Consider the following 17,645-nt stretch of genomic DNA (forward strand, 5'->3'; position numbering starts at 1 on the left):
TGTGAACTCATAGGGTTGTGATTCGCTCAAAAAGTAATCTTTGAATATGCTGAGTACCATTACAAAAATAATGGGTATGGTGGGTAAATAATAAACTCAGGAACAATACCGATGGTTTTAATTACGCATAAAATGAAGAAACAGGTATTAATTCCTTTTATATTTTAGGGTTATTGGTTCTTACGGATTTTTCCGGCCAGGGGCGTTGTCGGGGGATAAGGTAATACCAGCCTGATTAAGGATTAGTTTTTCTAATCACAAAATAACGAATTTCAACGTGTGTTTTACAGTATTTCATTTTAAATCAAACAGTAATGATTTGATTTTTGGCGTGCTGTGATAAGAAAATAAAGGTCTTTTTGACCCAGCCTTAGAAAATCTCAATCGAGATGACGCGCGTAAAACGTTACTCTGCCGCCAGCAACTACGGGGGCATTATGCTGCTATACACTCTTTATCTTATTGGCATCACCGCAGAAGCGATGACCGGCGCACTTGCCGCGGGACGTCGGCGTATGGATACCTTTGGTGTGATTATCATTGCGACGGCTACGGCACTCGGCGGCGGTTCGGTTCGCGATATTCTGCTGGGCCACTATCCGCTGGGCTGGGTGAAGCATCCGGAATACGTCATTATCGTGGCGGCCGCGGCGGTACTGACCACGATATTTGCGCCGGTAATGCCGCATTTGCGTCGACTGTTTCTGGTGCTGGATGCGCTTGGGCTGGTGGTCTTTTCCATTATCGGGGCCCAGGTTGCCCTCGATATGGGAGAAGGGCCGATTATCGCGATTATTGCGGCGGTGGTAACCGGCGTGTTTGGCGGCGTATTGCGGGATATGTTCTGCAAACGTATCCCGCTGGTGTTCCAGAAAGAGTTGTACGCCGGGATCGCGTTCGCGTCAGCCGTGCTGTATATCGTACTTGGGCATTTTGTTACCAGCCACGACGTGGTGGTGATCGCGACGCTACTGTTCGGCTTTACGGCCCGACTGCTGGCGATCCGCTGGAAGCTGGGGTTGCCGGTGTTTGATTACAAGCACAGTGCGCATTAATACGGAGATGCCAGCGGCCAGGCCGCTGGCGAACGAGAGTGGGTTACTTCAGGGGTGGGAGACGGCGGTAGAGTTCAATCATATCCCCGGCCAGATCCTGAATAACCATGGCATTCATCAGATGATCCTGCGAATGGACGGTGATCAGATTGACCGGTAGCTTACCGGTGCCTTCATCGATGCCGATAAGCTGAGTCTGAATGGTATGTGCCTGCTTCACAAATTCACGTGATTCCGCCATTGCGGCTTCGGCACCGTCGAAATCGCCTTTACGCGCCAGCTGCAGTGCGGTGAGGGCCGAGCTGCGTGCAGCACCGGCGTTAACCAGCAGCTCCATGATGATCGTTTCTAAATCTTCCATGGCTTACTCCATCAGCTTGAGGGCTTTCTCGAGAACGACATCGCCTTTCATCATGCCGTAATCCATCATATCGATCACCGCGACTTTTTTACCCAGCGGGTCGGCCTGCATCTGCAGGTTCGCCAGTTCGTACTTCACCTGCGGACCCAGCAGCACGATATCGGCGGTGGCAATATTGTCTTTAAATTCAGCGACCGGCACGGCCTTGATGGAGACCTCAACGCCTTTCTTTTGCGCTGCGTCTTTCATACGTTGAACCAGCATGCTGGTGGACATACCTGCAGCACAGCATAAAACGATGTTTTTCATATTTCGCCTCAATGGTTCCCTTCAGTACGCCATCTTTATCCCGCCCCAGAGGGTTGAACAACCGCTTTGCCGTAATTGTGTGTAAAACATCACAAAGAAAGGTTTTTCGTACTGAAACCGGTTGCATGGCTGGAAGCATTAAAGCCAAAAGACCCACCGGAGCGGATCGGAACTAACGGGGGGAAGCGATAAGAATGCGATTTTTTCCCTGCTGCTTGGCCTTGTAGAGCGCTTCATCGACCGTTGCGATAAGCTGTTCAGGCGGCTCCATACGCCATTCGCCCAGCCCGCCGCTAAAGGTGACATGCAGACCCTCTTCCCGCCAGTCGCGCCGGGTAACGTTAAGACGCCAGTCGTTAAGCAGGGATTCAGCCTGTTCCAGCAGGGGCTCCGCAAACAGGACCGCGAACTCTTCGCCACCGTAGCGATAGACGGAGACGGCATGGGGCTGCATCACCTGAATACCTTCGCGCGCCACGTTACGCAGGACGATATCGCCGTTGAGATGGCCCCAGGTATCATTGATGGATTTGAAATTGTCGATATCAACCAGCGCCAGCGCGAAGGGATGACCCTGTGCAACCAGTGCGGCAATATCCTTATCAAAAGCGCCGCGGTTGCGACAGCCGGTCAGCGCATCGATAGTCGCCTGCCGTTGATAAGCCTGCTCACGCGCTTTGCTGTTCCTGATCGCGGTGCTGAGCATGGCTTCCAGCTTCGGCGTCTGTTTAATATCGCCCGTTTTGATGGCGTTAATAATATTCATCAGCACGCCGCTGGCACTGTGGCGCAGGTAGAGGCCAAACAGCACAATCACCACGGCAGCCATCCCGAATCCCCAGATGACGATCAGGGTTTCGTGGCGGGCCAGGTCGCTGAGCGTGGCGTCAGAGACGTTATAAATCACAAACCATCCCGGGTTGGTAAAGGCGTAGTAGTAGTACCAGGTCTGGCTTTTCTGGTCATAAATGGCGCCTTCGCCGCTGGTCATGCTCTCCATCAAGTCTGTACCGATCGCGTGGCGGAACATTGCGCCGGTATCCGGATGGAGCAGGACTTGCCCCTGGCGATCGACGACAAAAAACTCACCCTGTACCGGTGCCTTCATCTGGCGCAGCGTATAGCCCATCGAAGTAAGATCGAGGTGAAAAGCCAGAGTACCTTTCAGATTGCCTTCCGGAGAGATCACCGGCTTATACAGGCTGATGGTCGAACGATGGGTAAAGTAATCGGTATAGGTTGAGGTGTAGTGGCTGAACATGCTGGCTTCCGCCTGATGGGCAAACCAGGGGCGGCTTTTGACATCGATCGCTGGTTCATTGGCCGATGTGCGGATTTCCGGCGCCCGCAGATAATGACCGTCAACATCCGCCACGGAAATCGAAGAGACCGAAGGCATCAGCACCAGGAGCTGCATTAGCTGCTGTAGCCCCTTTTTTCTGTCCGTAATGACGGTACTGTTTAGCTCGTCGTTGTGGGAAAGAAAGCCTGCGGCGCGGTCGAGCATATGCTCATTCTCGCGCAGAACCGACGCGGTATAGAGCACTGCAAGGTTATGGGTAAAGTTACGGTTCATGCTGTGGTAGTCGTCGAGAATATCTTTGCGCTGGCTCAGTATCACCGCCGCAGCAATCAGGATAAAGCTCACCAGGATACCGGAGAAACTCGCCAGAATCGGCCTTGTAAACGACAGTTTTCTGCTATGGATTTTCATAACCTGTTATTCACTCAGGGTAACGAGGTGATTATAAGAGATCCCATGCGGGGGGGAACAATATATCCCTTTCACATGCCGTTATCTCCATTGAGGGCAGGGCGACAGGAGAGGAAAATGCATCGCCCTGGTCAGCCTCCTTGACCGACCCGCTCAGCATAAAAAATGGGACGCGCTGATGCGACGTCCCATTATCCGTATTGCGCACGTGGGCGAAAGCCGTTTTATGCGGTTACTTTTCTTTCACGCTGAATGCGTAGCGCGTCCCAGATAGCTATCCCAGTCCTTCCAGACGGGCTGCAGGCCGCTAAGCTCCAGCGCACGGGCGACCTCTTCAGGTCGTCGCTCATCGTGCGGAGCAAACTGCTCCAGTTCAGGATGATTATCGGCGTAGCCGCCCGGCTGCGTTTTTGAGAATGCGCTTACATTGTTGATCGCCAGTGGGATCACCCGGTCGCGGAACTGTGGCGACTCGCGGGTGGAGAGAGACAGCTCCACTTCCGGTGCCAGCAGACGGAAAGCGCAGATGGTTTGCACCAGCTGGCGCTCATCCATTAGCGAAGCCGGGGCAATGCCACCCGCGCAGGGGCGCAGACGCGGGAAGGAGATTGAATAGCGGGTCTGCCAGTAGTGCTGCTGGAGCCAGAGAAGATGCTCTGCCAGCATAAAGCAGTCGACGCGCCAGCTATCGGACAGGCCAATCAGCGCGCCCAGTCCGATCTTATCGATCCCGGCCCGGCCAAGCCTGTCCGGCGTTTCCAGCCGCCAGAAAAAGTCCTGCTTTTTCCCCTTCAGGTGGTGCCGGGCGTAGACCGCCTCATGATACGTCTCCTGGTAGACCATCACCCCGTCCAGTCCGAGGGTTTTCAGCTCGGCATACTCTTCCTGCGCCAGGGGCTGTACCTCCATCTGCAGCGAGGCAAAGCGACGGCGGATGGCAGGGACGTGCTGGCGGAAATAGTCCATGCCGACCTTGCCCTGATGTTCGCCGGTCACCAGCAGCAGATGCTCAAAACCCATCTCACGGATGGCGTCGCACTCGCGGAGAATTTCGTTCTCGTCCAGAGTCTTACGCTTAATGCGGTTGCTCATGGAGAAGCCACAGTAGGTGCAGTCGTTGGCGCAGAGGTTGGAGAGGTAGAGCGGGACGTAAAAGCTTACCGTGTTGCCGAAGCGCTGGCGGGTAAGCCGCTGTGCCCGCTGCGCCATCGGCTCCAGAAAGGCGTCAGCGGCGGGAGAGAGTAGCGCCATCATATCGTCGCGGGTTGGCTGGCGAGTCTGTAAGGCCCGCTCGACATCGGCGGACGTTTTGCTGTTGATCCGCAGGCGAATATCGTCCCAGTTGAGCTGCCGCCAGCGGTCGGTGAAGGTGGTCATGAGAGCACCTCCAGGAAGCCCGTCAGTGGGCTGGTGGCCTGCGCCTGTGTACTTCGCGAACCCGGTCCGGCCTGACGCGCCAGTAAGCCCGCTTCCACCGCCAGTCGGAAGGCCTGCGCCATGACAACCGGATCGTCGGCGACGGCTATCGCCGTATTGACCAGCACCGCGTCGGCACCCATCTCCAGCGCCTGTGCGGCGTGGCTGGGTACGCCAATCCCCGCATCCACCACGACCGGTACGGTGGCCTGGGCAATAATAATCTCCAGCATGGCCCGGGTTTCCAGACCCTGGTTAGAGCCAATTGGTGCACCCAGCGGCATCACCGCTGCGCAACCCACTTCCTCCAGCCGTTTGCACAGCACCGGATCGGCTCCGCAGTAGGGCAGTACCACAAAGCCCTCTTTAACCAGCAGCGTGGCCGCCTTCAGGGTTTCAATGGGATCCGGCAAGAGCCAGCGGGCATCGGGATGGATCTCCAGTTTCAGCCAGCGGGTGCCCAGCGCTTCACGTGCCAGCCGGGCGGCAAATACCGCTTCCTCGGCGGTTTTCGCGCCGGAGGTATTCGGCAGCAGCGTGACGCCCGCTGCCAGCAGCGGGGCCAGGATCGCGTCATTGTGCTGACGTAAATCCACGCGTTTCATTGCCAGGGTGACCAGCTGGCTGCCGGATGCGCGGATGGCGTCCACCATCAGCGACGGTGAGGCGAACTTGCCTGTACCGGTAAAGAGATGTGAATCAAAGGTTTTATCTGCAATACGTAACATCTTAGCCTCCGGCGATCACCTGAAAAAGCAGGATCCGATCGTCCTCGTTAACCTGCTGAAACGCCCACTGGTCGCGGGGCAGGATCTGTTGATTCAGCGCCAGCGCGACGCCGGGTTTTAACTGACCAAGCTGGTCGAGCAGGGCGGCGACGGTGAGCCCGTCGGCGCACTGCATGGGGTCATCGTTAAACAGGATCCGCATGCTGACCTCCGCATACCGGGCAGGTTTCGGCGCGGTGCAGCGCCAGATGCCGCCAGTGGCCTGAGCGCCCGTCAAACAGGCGGAGTTCATTGCGTGCGGTCTCCATCTCGCTCAGCAGTTTGATGGCTTCCAGCGCCTGTAATGTGCCCATCACGCCCACCACCGGGCCGACAATACCTGCGGTACTGCAGTTGCGCTCGGGTTCGACATCCTCTGGCCACAGACAGCGGTAGCATCCCTGGCTCCACGGCGGCGTCAGGACCATCATCTGCCCGGCAAAGCCGACGGCGCTGGCGGTCACCAGCGGGGTATCCAGCGCAATGCAGGCGGCGTTGATGGCCTGGCGCGTGGCCATATTATCGCTACAGTCCAGCACCACGTCGGCGCGAGCGACCTCGCAGTGCAGTCGCTCGCCGCTGAGCCTTTCCGGCAGAGCGATAAGCGCAATATCCGGATTAAGCGCCTGCAGTCGCTGCTGCGCGGTTTGCGCTTTGGGCCGGGCGACATCCTGATGGGTGAAGAGGATCTGCCGCTGCAGATTGCTGAGATGCACCTCGTCATCGTCCGCCAGCACCAGCGTGCCGATCCCCGCGCCCGCCAGATATAGCGCCGCTGGCGCACCTAAACCGCCGAGGCCGACGATCAGTACCCGGCTGGCGAGCAGTTTCTGCTGGCCTTCAATGGCGATATCCTCCAGCAGGATCTGGCGGCTGTAGCGCATAAAGTCGCTGTCATTCATCGCCTGCTCCTGCCAGCTTCAGGAGCTGTACCGTTGCTGCTTCCCAGTCCTGTGCATGGGTGATGGCGCTGACGACGGCAATGCTGCCGACGCCGGTTGCCAGCACCTCAGGGGCACGCTCAAGGCTAATGCCGCCAATGGCGACGGTCGGATAGTCGGCCAGGCGACGAATATGCTGCGCCAGCTGCGCCACACCCTGCGGCGCAGAGGGCATCTGCTTGGTCTGCGTCGGGAAAACGTGGCCGAGAGCGATATAAGACGGACGCGCCGCCAGCGCCACGTCGATTTCCATATCGTCGTGGGTGGAGACGCCCAGCCGCAGGCCCGCCGCGCGAATCGCGCTGAGATCGGTCGTTTCCAGGTCTTCCTGACCCAGATGGACACCGTAAGCCTGATGTTTAACGGCCAGCTGCCAGTAATCGTTGATAAAGAGTCGGGCGTTATAGCGACGTCCCAGCGCAATGGCGGCCATCACGTCGGCTTCCACCTCACTATCACGCTTATCTTTGATCCGTAGCTGGATCGTGCGTACGCCCGCCTCCAGCAGGCGTTCAATCCACTCTACGCTATCGACGACAGGATAGAGTCCCAGCCGCAATGGGACCGGGGGAAAGTCAGGCAGGTACATTATGCCTCCTCTTTTTTGAGGTAGATTTCGCCGCCTCTGGCGCGGAAGTTATCGGACATATCGGCCATGCCGACTTCAATCACCTGTTTCGCCGCATAGTCGCGGACCTCCTGGCTGATTTTCATCGAGCAAAATTTGGGTCCGCACATGGAGCAGAAGTGGGCCACTTTGCCGGACTCCTGCGGCAGGGTTTCGTCGTGATAGGCTCGGGCGGTGAAAGGATCCAGAGCGAGGTTAAACTGATCTTCCCAGCGGAATTCGAAACGTGCTTTGGACATGGCGTTATCGCGGATCTGCGCGCCCGGATGGCCTTTAGCAAGATCGGCGGCGTGGGCCGCAATCTTGTAGGTGATCAGACCCTGTTTCACATCCTCTTTATTCGGCAGGCCAAGGTGCTCTTTCGGCGTGACGTAGCACAGCATGGCGCAGCCGAACCAGCCGATCATCGCGGCCCCAATCCCGGAGGTGAAGTGGTCGTAGCCCGGCGCGATATCGGTGGTCAACGGTCCCAGCGTATAGAACGGCGCTTCGTGGCAGTGCTCCAGCTCTTCGGTCATATTGCGACGGATCATCTGCATCGGAACGTGGCCCGGGCCTTCAATCATCACCTGGACATCATACTCCCAGGCAATTTTGGTCAGCTCCCCGAGGGTATGCAGCTCGGCAAACTGGGCTTCATCGTTAGCGTCCTGGATCGATCCCGGACGCAGGCCGTCGCCGAGTGAGAGGGAGACATCATAGGCGGCGCAGATTTCACAGATTTCGCGGAAGTGCTGATAGAGGAAGTTTTCCTGATGATGAGAGAGGCACCATTTCGCCATAATCGAACCGCCGCGAGAGACGATGCCGGTCAGGCGCTTCGCAGTCATCGGGACATAGCGCAGCAGCACGCCTGCATGAATGGTGAAGTAGTCCACGCCCTGCTCGGCCTGCTCCAGTAGCGTATCGCGGAAGGCTTCCCATGTTAGATCCTCGGCGATCCCGTTGACCTTCTCCAGCGCCTGATAGATCGGGACGGTGCCGATCGGGACCGGGCTGTTACGCAGGATCCATTCGCGGGTTTCGTGAATATAGCGGCCGGTGGAAAGATCCATCACCGTGTCTGCGCCCCAGCGGGTGGACCAGACCAGTTTTTCCACTTCCTCTTCAATAGAGGAGGTGACCGCCGAGTTGCCGATATTGGCGTTCACTTTAACCAGGAAGTTGCGGCCGATAATCATCGGCTCCGATTCAGGGTGGTTAATATTGGCGGGAATAATGGCGCGACCGGCGGCGACTTCGTCGCGAACAAATTCCGGGGTGATATTTTCCGGCAGGCGGGCACCAAAGCCTTCGCCCGGGTGCTGCTGGCGCAGGACTTCGCTGCGGATGCGCTCGCGGCCCATATTTTCGCGAATGGCGATAAAGGTCATCTCCGGCGTGACGATGCCTTTGCGGGCGTAGTGAAGCTGGGTGACGCACTGACCGGCTTTCGCCCGTTTCGGCGTCAGCAGACCGCTAAAACGCAGGTTATCCAGGGTGTCGTCCGCCAGTCGCTCGTTGGTGTATGCAGAGCTGAGCCCGGAAAGGGATTCGGTGTCGCTGCGGGCGTCGATCCATGGCTGGCGCAGTTTCTCCAGCCCCTGGCGGACGTCAATCGCAATGTCCGGATCGCCGTAGGGACCGGATGTGTCATACACCGGTACCGGCTCGTTTTCTTCATACTGCGGATTGTCCTGCGCGCCGCCGATAAGCGTCGGGCTAAGCTGGATCTCACGCATCGGGACGCGGATATCCGCCTGCTCACCGCTGATATAGATACGCTGTGAGCGAGGGAAGGCCGTGCCTTCTAAGGTGTCGATAAAGCGTTGGGCGTGCTCGCGTTGTTCGCGGCGGGACAGTTTTGTTGTAGACATAGCGCATTCCAGTAGTAGTAAAGGACATGGCTTGTCAGACGACGGATGGAGTAATAGATATGATCTGCCCACGGGAAGAGCCCCGTGCAGAATTACTCTTGTTCCCTTCGCAGGTCTTAACCCGATCAGGTTCCGCGGATCCCGAATTAACGGTCTCAGCCCGTGCTCGCGCACTGGGCACTCCGACAAGAAAAACTCAGTATTGCTCACATGCGGAACAAGACTCAGTGAACCCCTTCCATTGAAGGGGCTTATGTAAACTACGCGTTAACGCATCAGAACTCAAGCCGGGCGTGCAACGATGCTTTCATCGTTGGCGCTGGCGTGCAGGTTATGGTCAAACGCCAGCAGGACCAGCTCATCTTCCAGCGCAAAGCGCGCGGCCAGGGCTTCGCCAATGCCAGACAGCGCCTGCTGGAATTCGATGCAGTTGTCGTGATCGATGGCATTTTCCAGACTCGAATCGTAATACTCCATTAGCTGCTGAGTATTCGCTTCCAGGAGCGGATAGAGTCTTGTTGCTGCAGAAAGTGGGCTACTCCCTTCCATTCCGCTGATAATGCGTTCATAAATATTGAAATGCCCGGCGGACAGATAATCCACCAGGTTCTGGCAAAAATCGTCCAGCGCTTTCTCGTTCAGACGGACGAAGGATTCTTTGCCAGGCTTAATACCAACCAGATTGTAGTACGCGACGAGCAGCTGCTTACGTACACGAAACCAGTGATCGACAAGTTCATTACTGCCGCCAAGGCGTTCTGTCAGACTTTCTAACTGGTTTAACATGGTCAACTCCGTGATTTTAAGCGAAAAGTACTGCTCACCCAGAATGTGAAAAGAATATTGAAAATGCCAGTGAAACTAAGGTAGTGCAATAAATTATGGATCGTCTTATCGAAAATGCAGATCGTGGCTGGTGGATCGTCAGCCATGAACAAAAATTATGGTTGCCCGGCGGTGAATTACCATATGGGGAGGCAGGAAATTTCGATCTTGTGGGGCAGCGCGCATTACAGATCGGTGAGTGGCAGGGCGATCCCGTCTGGCTGGTGCAGCAGAATCGCCGCCAGGATATGGGATCGGTTCGTCAGGTTATCGATCAGGATGTGGGGCTTTTCCAGCTTGCCGGACGCGGGGTTCAGCTCGCCGAGTTTTATCGTTCGCATAAGTTCTGCGGCTACTGCGGGCACGGCATGCATCCGAGTAAAACAGAATGGGCGATGCTGTGCAGCCTCTGTCGGGAGCGCTACTACCCACAGATTGCGCCCTGCATTATCGTCGCCATTCGCCGCGACGACAAAATCCTGCTGGCGCAGCATACCCGCCATCGCAACGGTATTCACACCGTGCTGGCCGGATTTGTCGAAGTGGGCGAAACGCTTGAGCAGGCCGTGGCCCGTGAGGTGATGGAAGAGAGCAGCATTAAAGTCAAAAACCTCCGCTACGTGACTTCTCAGCCCTGGCCGTTCCCGCAGTCTTTAATGACCGCCTTTATGGCCGAATATGACAGCGGCGAAATCGTTATCGATCAAAAAGAGCTGCTGGAAGCAAACTGGTATCGTTATGACGATCTCCCGCTGTTGCCGCCGCCGGGCACCGTGGCGCGTCGCCTGATTGAAGATACCGTGGCGCTGTGTCGGGCCGAGTACGAGTGATGGTACACTACGCGCTGACGCATTAAGGAACTGCAAAATGACCGAACTGAAGAACGATCGTTATCTGCGTGCGCTGCTGCGCCAGCCCGTTGATGTTACCCCGGTATGGATGATGCGCCAGGCGGGGCGCTATTTACCGGAGTACAAAGCCACCCGAGCCGTCGCGGGCGACTTTATGTCCCTGTGCAAAAACGCCGAGCTGGCCTGCGAAGTTACGCTCCAGCCTCTGCGCCGCTACCCGCTGGATGCGGCGATCCTCTTCTCGGATATTCTGACCATTCCCGATGCGATGGGCCTTGGGCTCTATTTTGAAGCGGGCGAAGGCCCACGCTTCTCCTCGCCCATCACCGGTAAAGCCGACGTCGACAAACTGCCGATCCCCGATCCTGAACAGGAGCTGGGCTACGTGATGAACGCGGTGCGCACCATCCGCCGCGAGCTGAAAGGCGAAGTGCCGCTGATCGGCTTCTCCGGCAGCCCGTGGACGCTGGCGACCTATATGGTGGAAGGCGGCAGCAGTAAAGCCTTCACCGTGATTAAAAAGATGATGTACGCCGACCCGCAAACGCTGCACACGCTGCTTGATAAGCTGGCGAAAAGCGTCACCCTGTACCTGAACGCGCAGATCCGCGCAGGTGCCCAGTCGGTGATGATTTTTGACACCTGGGGCGGGGTACTGACCGGGCGTGATTATCAGCAGTTCTCCCTGTACTACATGCATAAAATTATTGATGGCCTGCTGCGTGAAAACGAAGGCCGTCGCGTGCCGGTAACGCTGTTCACTAAAGGCGGCGGCCAGTGGCTGGAAGCGATGGCGGCGACCGGCTGCGACGCGCTGGGGCTTGACTGGACCACCGATATCGCCGACGCCCGTCGTCGGGTGGGCGATAAAGTGGCGCTGCAGGGCAATATGGACCCGTCCATGCTCTATGCACCGCCGGCGCGTATCGAAGAGGAAGTCGCGGGTATTCTCGCGGGCTTCGGTGAGGGGGAAGGCCATGTCTTTAACCTCGGCCACGGTATTCATCAGGACGTCCCGCCGGAACACGCTGGCGCATTTGTGGAGGCGGTGCACCGGCTTTCGGCTCAGTACCACAAGTAAGGAGTGATTATGGATCTCGCGTCGCTACGCGCTCAGCAAATTGAACTTGCCGCTTCGGTCATCCGTGAGGATTGCCCGGAGAAGAACCCGCCGGAATTGATTGCCGGTGCGGATGTCGGATTTGAGCAGGGCGGAGAAGTGACGCGAGCCGCGATGGTGCTGCTGCGGTATCCCTCGCTGGAGCTGGTCGAATATAAGGTAGCGCGTATCGCTACCACCATGCCCTATATCCCCGGCTTTCTCTCCTTCCGTGAATATCCCGCGCTGCTGGCAGCGTGGGAGCAACTCTCACAAAAACCCGATCTGCTGTTTGTGGATGGTCACGGTATTTCTCATCCGCGTCGCCTGGGCGTTGCCAGCCATTTTGGCCTGCTGGTGGACGTGCCCACCATTGGGGTGGCGAAGAAACGCCTGTGCGGCAAGTTCGAGCTTCCCTCTGCGGATACAGGCGCTGTTGCCCCGCTGATGGATAAAAACGAGCAACTGGCGTGGGTGTGGCGCAGCAAAGCGCGCTGTAACCCGCTGTTTGTCTCGACGGGGCATCGCGTGAGTCTGGACAGCGCGCTGATGTGGGTACAGCGCTGTATGAAGGGCTATCGTCTGCCGGAGCCGACACGCTGGGCCGATGCGGTCGCGTCCCGACGCCCTGGGTTTATCCGTTGGCAGGAAAATCAGCTCTGATTCAGGTACACTGCCGCTAATTTACGATCCTGAGACTTCATCATGTTACAGAACCCGATTCATCTGCGTCTGGAAAAGCTGGAAAGCTGGCAGCACGTCACCTTTATGGCCTGCCTGTGTGAGCGCATGTATCCCAACTATGCCATGTTCTGCAAAGAGACCGGGTTTGCTGATGGTCAGCTTTACCGGCGGATCCTCGACCTGATATGGGAAACCCTGACGGTCAAAGACGCGAAGGTGAACTTTGACAGCCAGCTGGAAAAGCTGGAAGAAGCTATCCCTCAGGCGGACGATTACGATATGTACGGTGTCTATCCGGCTATCGACGCCTGCGTTGCCCTGAGCGAATTAATCCACTCCCGCCTTAGCGGTGAAACGCTGGAGCATGCGATTGAGGTGAGCGAAACCTCAATCACCACGGTCGCGATGCTGGAAATGACCGGTGAAGGTCGGGAAATGACCGATGAAGAGCTCAAAGCTAACCCCGCCGTTGAGCAAGAATGGGACATTCAGTGGGAGATTTTCCGCCTGCTGGCAGCCTGTGAAGAACGCGACGTTGAACTGATAAAAGGGCTGCGTGCCGACCTGCGGGAAGCGGGTGAGAGCAACATTGGTATAAATTTTAACCAATAAGGCAATAAAACGTGATTTACAGCCTGAATTGTCGCGACTGAAGGCTTCCCTTCCCACCCCCGTCTGGTCTACATTTGGGGGGCGAAAATAAGTGGCTATCGGTGCGTGTACGCAGGAGAGTGCTTTTGAGGCATTTCCGTCGCACTCGATGCTTAGCAAGCGATAAACACATTGTAAGGATAACTTATGAACAAGACTCAACTGATTGATGTAATTGCAGACAAGGCTGACCTGTCTAAAGTGCAGGCGAAAGCTGCACTGGAATCCACCCTGGCTGCTATTACTGAGTCTCTGAAAGAAGGCGATGCTGTACAACTGGTTGGTTTCGGTACCTTCAAAGTGAACCACCGCGCTGAGCGCACTGGCCGCAACCCGCAGACCGGTAAAGAAATCAAAATCGCCGCAGCTAACGTGCCGGCATTTGTTTCTGGTAAAGCACTGAAAGACGCAGTTAAGTAAGACGCGTGGCAGTGAACAGTTTTGCTAAAGGGGCGGCTTCGCCCCTTTTGTCCATCTGGCGTCTGGCACTGATTCCTGGAATCATGCTGCTGGCTGCCTGCAGCAGTACATCCTCGCTTCCCCCTTTTACCGCCAGCGGCTATGCCGACGATCAGGGTGCGGTACGTATCTGGCGTAAAGATTCCGCAGATGAGGTACGCTTGCTGACGGTATTCAGTCCGTGGCGTAACGGCGAGACCTCGACCGGTGAATACCGCTGGCAGGGCGATACCCTGTCGCTGATTGAACTCAATATCTACGGTAAACCACGGGAACATATCCGCGTACGGTTTGACGATCGTGGCGAGCTGAGTTTTATGCAGCGTGAGACGGGCGATCAAAAACAGCAGCTTTCAAGCGATCGGGTTGCGTTGTATCGCTACCGCGGTGAACAGATCCGCCAGACCAGCGATGCGCTGCGTCAGGGGCGTGTTGTGCTGCGTCAGGGCCGATGGCAGCCCGATGGCACCGTGACGACCTGTGAAGGCCAGACACTTCGTCCTGCTCTGGATAGTATCGCGCTGAATCATATTAAACGGCGACAGGAGCGCTCTTCGCTTGCGGTAAGTATCGCCTGGCTTGAAGCGCCTGAAGGTGCGCAGCTTTTACTGGTGGCGAACGAAGATTATTGCCACTGGCAGCCGATGGAAAAGAACTTCTAGTTTCCCCCTCGCGGCTGCGAGAGGGAGTTGACGGGATGACTTACTTACCCTGCTCACGTGCTATTGCACGATAACCAATATCCTTGCGGCTGAAGCTGCCGTCCCAGTGAATATTCGTCATCAGGGCATAGGCCTGTTGCTGTGCCTGTGCCACGGTATCGCCCAGCGCCGTCACACAAAGCACGCGACCACCGCTGGTCAGCACCTGCTCGTCATCAGAGAGTCGGGTTCCGGCATGGAAGACTTTACCGTCGGCAACTTCTTCCAGCGGCAGGCCGTGGATCACATCACCAGTGTGATAGTCGCCCGGATAACCTCCGGCAGCGATCACCACGCCCAGAGAAGCGCGCGGGTCCCACTCTGAGGTTTTCTCGTCCAGCTTGCCTTCGCAGGCGGCCAGACAAAGTTCGACCAGGTCAGACTGCATGCGCAGCATGATGGGCTGAGTTTCCGGATCGCCAAAGCGGCAGTTGAATTCAATCACCTTCGGGTTGCCCTGCTTGTCGATCATCAGCCCGGCATACAGGAAACCGGTATAGGTATTGCCTTCCGCCGCCATGCCGCGCACGGTTGGCCAGATAATACGTTCCATGGTGCGCTGATGGACTTCATCAGTGACCACGGGAGCCGGAGAGTAGGCGCCCATGCCGCCGGTATTCGGGCCGCTGTCGCCGTCGCCAACGCGCTTGTGATCCTGGCTGGTGGCCATCGGCAGCACGTGCTCACCATCAACCATCACAATAAAGCTGGCTTCTTCCCCGTCGAGGAACTCCTCGATCACGATACGGTGACCCGCATCGCCAAAGGCGTTGCCTGCCAGCATATCGTTTACCGCCGCTTCGGCTTCGCCGAGGGTCATCGCGACGATCACGCCTTTACCGGCAGCAAGGCCGTCGGCCTTGATTACGATAGGCGCGCCTTTCTCGCGCAGATACGCCAGGGCCGGTTCCACTTCGGTGAAGTTCTGGTATTCGGCCGTCGGGATGTTATGGCGGGCGAGGAAATCTTTGGTAAAGGCTTTGGAGCCTTCCAGCTGCGCCGCACCTTCAGTTGGACCGAAGATCTTCAGCCCGGCAGCGCGGAATGCGTTAACCACGCCAATCACCAGCGGTGCTTCCGGACCGACGATGGTCAGATCGATTTTTTCATTTTGCGCGAAGCTCAGCAGGCCAGGGATATCCGTTACGCCGATAGCCACATTTTGCAGGGTGGGTTCCAGCGCCGTGCCGGCATTACCTGGCGCAACGAAAACGGTATCAACCAGCGGCGACTGAGCTGCTTTCCACGCCAGGGCGTGCTCGCGGCCGCCGTTACCAATCACTAATACTTTCATTGTCTGCTCCGTGAATTAATGGCGGAAGTGACGCATATCGGTGAAGATCATCGCGATGCCGTGCTCGTCTGCGGCGGCAATCACTTCGTCGTCGCGGATCGAACCACCCGGCTGGATCACGCAGCTCACGCCAACGGCGGCTGCGGCATCAATACCGTCGCGGAACGGGAAGAAGGCATCGGAGGCCATGGCGGAGCCTTTCACTTCCAGTCCTTCATCACCGGCTTTGATCCCGGCGATCTTCGCCGAGTAAACGCGGCTCATCTGGCCTGCACCTATACCGATGGTCATATTCTCTTTAGCGTAAACAATGGCGTTGGATTTCACGAATTTCGCCACCTTCCAGCAGAACAGCGCATCGCGCAGCTCCTGCTCGCTCGGCTGACGCTTAGTCACCACGCGCAGCTCACCGGCAGTCACCATGCCCAGATCGCGATCCTGAACCAGCAGGCCGCCGTTAACACGTTTGAAATCCAGTCCCGGCACGCGCTGCGCCCACTGGCCGCAAATCAGGACGCGGACGTTCTGTTTCGCGGCGGTGACTTTCAGGGCTTCTTCACTGGCGGACGGGGCAATGATCACCTCAACGAACTGACGGGAGATAATCGCCTGCGCGGTTTCGACGTCCAGCTCGCGGTTAAAGGCAATGATGCCACCGAAAGCGGAGGTCGGGTCGGTCTTGTACGCGCGGTCGTAAGCGTCGAGAACGGAACCGCCCACGGCAACGCCACACGGGTTGGCGTGCTTCACAATGACGCAGGCAGGTTCATCGAACTCTTTAACACACTCAAGGGCTGCATCGGTATCGGCGATATTGTTATAGGAGAGTGCTTTGCCCTGCAGCTGCTGCGCGGTGGCAACGGAGGCTTCGTTAATTTCTTCTTCTATATAGAAGGCAGCCTGCTGATGGCTGTTCTCGCCATAGCGCATATCCTGCTTCTTAATAAAGTTCAGATTCAGGGTACGCGGGAAGCGACCGGCAGGTTCTTTGCTTTCGCCGTGATACGCCGGAACCAGGCTGCCGAAGTAGTTAGCGATCATACTGTCATAGGCGGCGGTATGTTCGAAGGCTTTAATCGCGAGGTCAAAACGGGTTTCCAGGGTCAGGGAACCGTCGTGGGTATCCATCTCACTAATAATAGAAGCGTAGTCGCTGCTCTTAACGACGATGGCAACGTCCTTATGGTTCTTGGCGGCGGAGCGCACCATGGTCGGGCCGCCGATATCGATGTTCTCGACCGCGTCTTCCAGGGAGCAGCCTTCGCGCGCGACGGTCTGAGCAAACGGGTAAAGGTTCACGACCACCATATCGATCGGCGCGATCGCATGTTCTGCCATGATCGCATCATCCTGACCGCGACGGCCCAGGATGCCGCCGTGCACTTTCGGGTGCAGGGTCTTAACGCGTCCATCCATCATTTCCGGGAAGCCGGTGTAATCGGAGACTTCGGTGACCGGCAGGCCTTTATCTGCGAGCAGGCGTGCGGTACCACCTGTAGAGAGCAGCTCGACGCCGCGCTGAGAGAGAGCCTGTGCGAATTCGACGATACCGGCTTTATCAGAAACACTGAGCAGAGCGCGGCGGACTGGACGACGTTGTTGCATGGTAGTAAATCCCCAGGATTTGATCGTTACAGAGAGCGTTAGCTGAATTTTCGGATCCTCAGGATCCCAGAATTCAGCTAACGCCCCGGACGGGGCGCGTTAATTTTGCGCGGGCATTGTAACGAAAACGTTTGCGCACCGCTCGTGATTTTTTATCACCCCTAAAGATCGCGCCAGATAACTTCCTTTATAAGGTCTGACGGAGCACGATCAACCCGCGTGGTGACTGGCTTTTGTGGATAACTCTGTGTGTAAAAAGGTATAAACCCGCGTTTTGCTGTGGAATGCAGCAGTCAGTCATCTTTTTGTCATTTTTCTATTGCGGGCGTCAGAGAACTCCCTATAATGCGCCTCCATCGACACGGAACATGTGAACAACTTCACGATGTACCGCAGAGTCGACGAGAGAAAACTTCTGAAAAATGAGGT

At 56.9% G+C, this 17,645-nt stretch carries 19 protein-coding genes and 1 riboswitch; of the genes, 7 read left to right on the forward strand and 12 right to left on the reverse strand.

Translation table 11 applies throughout. The features are described 5' to 3' along the window. Window positions 1-437 precede the first annotated feature (437 nt). Window positions 438-1,055 carry a trimeric intracellular cation channel family protein gene (locus tag EDF81_RS23385; RefSeq protein ID WP_123350599.1) on the forward strand — a complete coding sequence of 206 codons (618 nt, stop codon included), beginning with the start codon at window positions 438-440 and terminating at the stop codon, window positions 1,053-1,055. 43 nt (window positions 1,056-1,098) lie between these two features. Here EDF81_RS23385 and EDF81_RS23390 read toward each other — a convergent pair whose 3' ends face one another. From EDF81_RS23390 to rsd, 10 genes are all read right to left on the reverse strand, one after another. Then, a complete protein-coding gene (locus EDF81_RS23390; RefSeq protein ID WP_123350566.1) occupies window positions 1,099-1,416 on the reverse strand; it encodes a PTS lactose/cellobiose transporter subunit IIA in 318 nt (105 codons plus the stop codon). Window positions 1,417-1,419: 3 nt separating this feature from the next. Further along, complete coding sequence (locus tag EDF81_RS23395; protein WP_123350568.1) at window positions 1,420-1,725, reverse strand: PTS sugar transporter subunit IIB; 306 nt, start codon at window positions 1,723-1,725, stop codon at window positions 1,420-1,422. A 172-nt stretch (window positions 1,726-1,897) separates the two neighbouring features. After that, window positions 1,898-3,439, reverse strand: coding sequence for a sensor domain-containing diguanylate cyclase (locus EDF81_RS23400; protein WP_123350570.1), 1,542 nt, complete (start codon window positions 3,437-3,439; stop codon window positions 1,898-1,900). Between the two features lie 243 nt (window positions 3,440-3,682). Further along, window positions 3,683-4,816, reverse strand: coding sequence for a 2-iminoacetate synthase ThiH (gene thiH / locus EDF81_RS23405; RefSeq protein WP_123350572.1), 1,134 nt, complete (start codon window positions 4,814-4,816; stop codon window positions 3,683-3,685). Then, complete coding sequence (gene thiG, locus EDF81_RS23410; protein WP_123350574.1) at window positions 4,813-5,583, reverse strand: thiazole synthase; 771 nt, start codon at window positions 5,581-5,583, stop codon at window positions 4,813-4,815. The genes thiH and thiG overlap by 4 nt, the downstream gene beginning before the upstream one ends. Window position 5,584: 1 nt before the next feature. Then, complete coding sequence (thiS, locus tag EDF81_RS23415; RefSeq protein WP_123350576.1) at window positions 5,585-5,785, reverse strand: sulfur carrier protein ThiS; 201 nt, start codon at window positions 5,783-5,785, stop codon at window positions 5,585-5,587. Beyond that, window positions 5,769-6,524, reverse strand: coding sequence for a HesA/MoeB/ThiF family protein (locus tag EDF81_RS23420; RefSeq protein WP_123350578.1), 756 nt, complete (start codon window positions 6,522-6,524; stop codon window positions 5,769-5,771). Before EDF81_RS23420 ends, thiS begins: the two co-directional genes overlap by 17 nt. After that, complete coding sequence (gene thiE, locus EDF81_RS23425) at window positions 6,517-7,152, reverse strand: thiamine phosphate synthase (RefSeq protein WP_123350580.1); 636 nt, start codon at window positions 7,150-7,152, stop codon at window positions 6,517-6,519. The genes EDF81_RS23420 and thiE overlap by 8 nt, the downstream gene beginning before the upstream one ends. Then, window positions 7,152-9,047 carry a phosphomethylpyrimidine synthase ThiC gene (gene thiC / locus EDF81_RS23430; protein WP_123350582.1) on the reverse strand — a complete coding sequence of 632 codons (1,896 nt, stop codon included), beginning with the start codon at window positions 9,045-9,047 and terminating at the stop codon, window positions 7,152-7,154. Before thiC ends, thiE begins: the two co-directional genes overlap by 1 nt. 85 nt (window positions 9,048-9,132) lie before the next feature. Continuing rightward, window positions 9,133-9,242, reverse strand: a riboswitch (TPP riboswitch). Window positions 9,243-9,329: 87 nt separating this feature from the next. After that, a complete protein-coding gene (gene rsd, locus EDF81_RS23435; RefSeq protein WP_123350584.1) occupies window positions 9,330-9,833 on the reverse strand; it encodes a sigma D regulator in 504 nt (167 codons plus the stop codon). 95 nt (window positions 9,834-9,928) lie between these two features. On the opposite strand from rsd, the gene nudC reads away from it, so the two are divergent. The 6 genes from nudC (at window position 9,929) to EDF81_RS23465 (ending at window position 14,278) form a co-directional block, all read left to right on the forward strand. Continuing rightward, window positions 9,929-10,702 carry an NAD(+) diphosphatase gene (gene nudC / locus EDF81_RS23440; protein WP_123350586.1) on the forward strand — a complete coding sequence of 258 codons (774 nt, stop codon included), beginning with the start codon at window positions 9,929-9,931 and terminating at the stop codon, window positions 10,700-10,702. Window positions 10,703-10,739: 37 nt separating this feature from the next. After that, entirely contained in the window at window positions 10,740-11,804 is a 1,065-nt protein-coding gene (gene hemE / locus EDF81_RS23445) for a uroporphyrinogen decarboxylase (RefSeq protein WP_123350588.1), read from the forward strand. 9 nt (window positions 11,805-11,813) lie between these two features. Further along, the gene (nfi, locus tag EDF81_RS23450) at window positions 11,814-12,485 is read left to right on the forward strand and encodes a deoxyribonuclease V (RefSeq protein WP_123350590.1); all 672 of its coding nucleotides are present in this window, start codon (window positions 11,814-11,816) and stop codon (window positions 12,483-12,485) included. A gap of 42 nt (window positions 12,486-12,527) precedes the next feature. Beyond that, window positions 12,528-13,118: a YjaG family protein gene (locus EDF81_RS23455; protein WP_123350592.1), complete on the forward strand. Its 591-nt coding sequence runs from the start codon at window positions 12,528-12,530 to the stop codon at window positions 13,116-13,118. 186 nt (window positions 13,119-13,304) lie between these two features. After that, a complete protein-coding gene (gene hupA / locus EDF81_RS23460) occupies window positions 13,305-13,577 on the forward strand; it encodes a nucleoid-associated protein HU-alpha (RefSeq protein ID WP_002445246.1) in 273 nt (90 codons plus the stop codon). An 11-nt stretch (window positions 13,578-13,588) separates the two neighbouring features. After that, window positions 13,589-14,278 (forward strand): DUF1481 domain-containing protein, encoded by a 690-nt coding sequence (locus EDF81_RS23465; RefSeq protein ID WP_184999586.1) that lies wholly within the window; start codon window positions 13,589-13,591, stop codon window positions 14,276-14,278. Between the two features lie 40 nt (window positions 14,279-14,318). Here the strand turns inward: EDF81_RS23465 and purD are convergent, their stop codons facing one another. Both purD and purH read right to left on the reverse strand, forming a co-directional pair. Next, window positions 14,319-15,611, reverse strand: coding sequence for a phosphoribosylamine--glycine ligase (gene purD, locus EDF81_RS23470; RefSeq protein ID WP_123350595.1), 1,293 nt, complete (start codon window positions 15,609-15,611; stop codon window positions 14,319-14,321). 15 nt (window positions 15,612-15,626) lie between these two features. Then, window positions 15,627-17,216 carry a bifunctional phosphoribosylaminoimidazolecarboxamide formyltransferase/IMP cyclohydrolase gene (gene purH, locus EDF81_RS23475; protein WP_123350597.1) on the reverse strand — a complete coding sequence of 530 codons (1,590 nt, stop codon included), beginning with the start codon at window positions 17,214-17,216 and terminating at the stop codon, window positions 15,627-15,629. Window positions 17,217-17,645 lie beyond the last annotated feature (429 nt).

This window comes from Enterobacter sp. BIGb0383 (assembly GCF_003751845.1).
GTDB lineage: Bacteria > Pseudomonadota > Gammaproteobacteria > Enterobacterales > Enterobacteriaceae > BIGb0383.

Coding starts and splice junctions, on each gene's coding strand:
- EDF81_RS23395 (WP_123350568.1), bottom strand. CDS start 1,725: ATGAAAAACATCGTTTTATGCTGTGCTGCAGGTATGTCCACCAGCATG.
- thiH (WP_123350572.1), bottom strand. CDS start 4,816: ATGACCACCTTCACCGACCGCTGGCGGCAGCTCAACTGGGACGATATT.
- thiG (WP_123350574.1), bottom strand. CDS start 5,583: ATGTTACGTATTGCAGATAAAACCTTTGATTCACATCTCTTTACCGGT.
- EDF81_RS23420 (WP_123350578.1), bottom strand. CDS start 6,524: ATGAATGACAGCGACTTTATGCGCTACAGCCGCCAGATCCTGCTGGAG.
- rsd (WP_123350584.1), bottom strand. CDS start 9,833: ATGTTAAACCAGTTAGAAAGTCTGACAGAACGCCTTGGCGGCAGTAAT.
- EDF81_RS23400 (WP_123350570.1), bottom strand. CDS start 3,439: ATGAAAATCCATAGCAGAAAACTGTCGTTTACAAGGCCGATTCTGGCG.
- hemE (WP_123350588.1), top strand. CDS start 10,740: ATGACCGAACTGAAGAACGATCGTTATCTGCGTGCGCTGCTGCGCCAG.
- nfi (WP_123350590.1), top strand. CDS start 11,814: ATGGATCTCGCGTCGCTACGCGCTCAGCAAATTGAACTTGCCGCTTCG.
- EDF81_RS23385 (WP_123350599.1), top strand. CDS start 438: ATGCTGCTATACACTCTTTATCTTATTGGCATCACCGCAGAAGCGATG.
- thiE (WP_123350580.1), bottom strand. CDS start 7,152: ATGTACCTGCCTGACTTTCCCCCGGTCCCATTGCGGCTGGGACTCTAT.
- thiC (WP_123350582.1), bottom strand. CDS start 9,047: ATGTCTACAACAAAACTGTCCCGCCGCGAACAACGCGAGCACGCCCAA.
- thiS (WP_123350576.1), bottom strand. CDS start 5,785: ATGCGGATCCTGTTTAACGATGACCCCATGCAGTGCGCCGACGGGCTC.
- EDF81_RS23455 (WP_123350592.1), top strand. CDS start 12,528: ATGTTACAGAACCCGATTCATCTGCGTCTGGAAAAGCTGGAAAGCTGG.
- purD (WP_123350595.1), bottom strand. CDS start 15,611: ATGAAAGTATTAGTGATTGGTAACGGCGGCCGCGAGCACGCCCTGGCG.
- nudC (WP_123350586.1), top strand. CDS start 9,929: ATGGATCGTCTTATCGAAAATGCAGATCGTGGCTGGTGGATCGTCAGC.
- purH (WP_123350597.1), bottom strand. CDS start 17,216: ATGCAACAACGTCGTCCAGTCCGCCGCGCTCTGCTCAGTGTTTCTGAT.
- hupA (WP_002445246.1), top strand. CDS start 13,305: ATGAACAAGACTCAACTGATTGATGTAATTGCAGACAAGGCTGACCTG.
- EDF81_RS23390 (WP_123350566.1), bottom strand. CDS start 1,416: ATGGAAGATTTAGAAACGATCATCATGGAGCTGCTGGTTAACGCCGGT.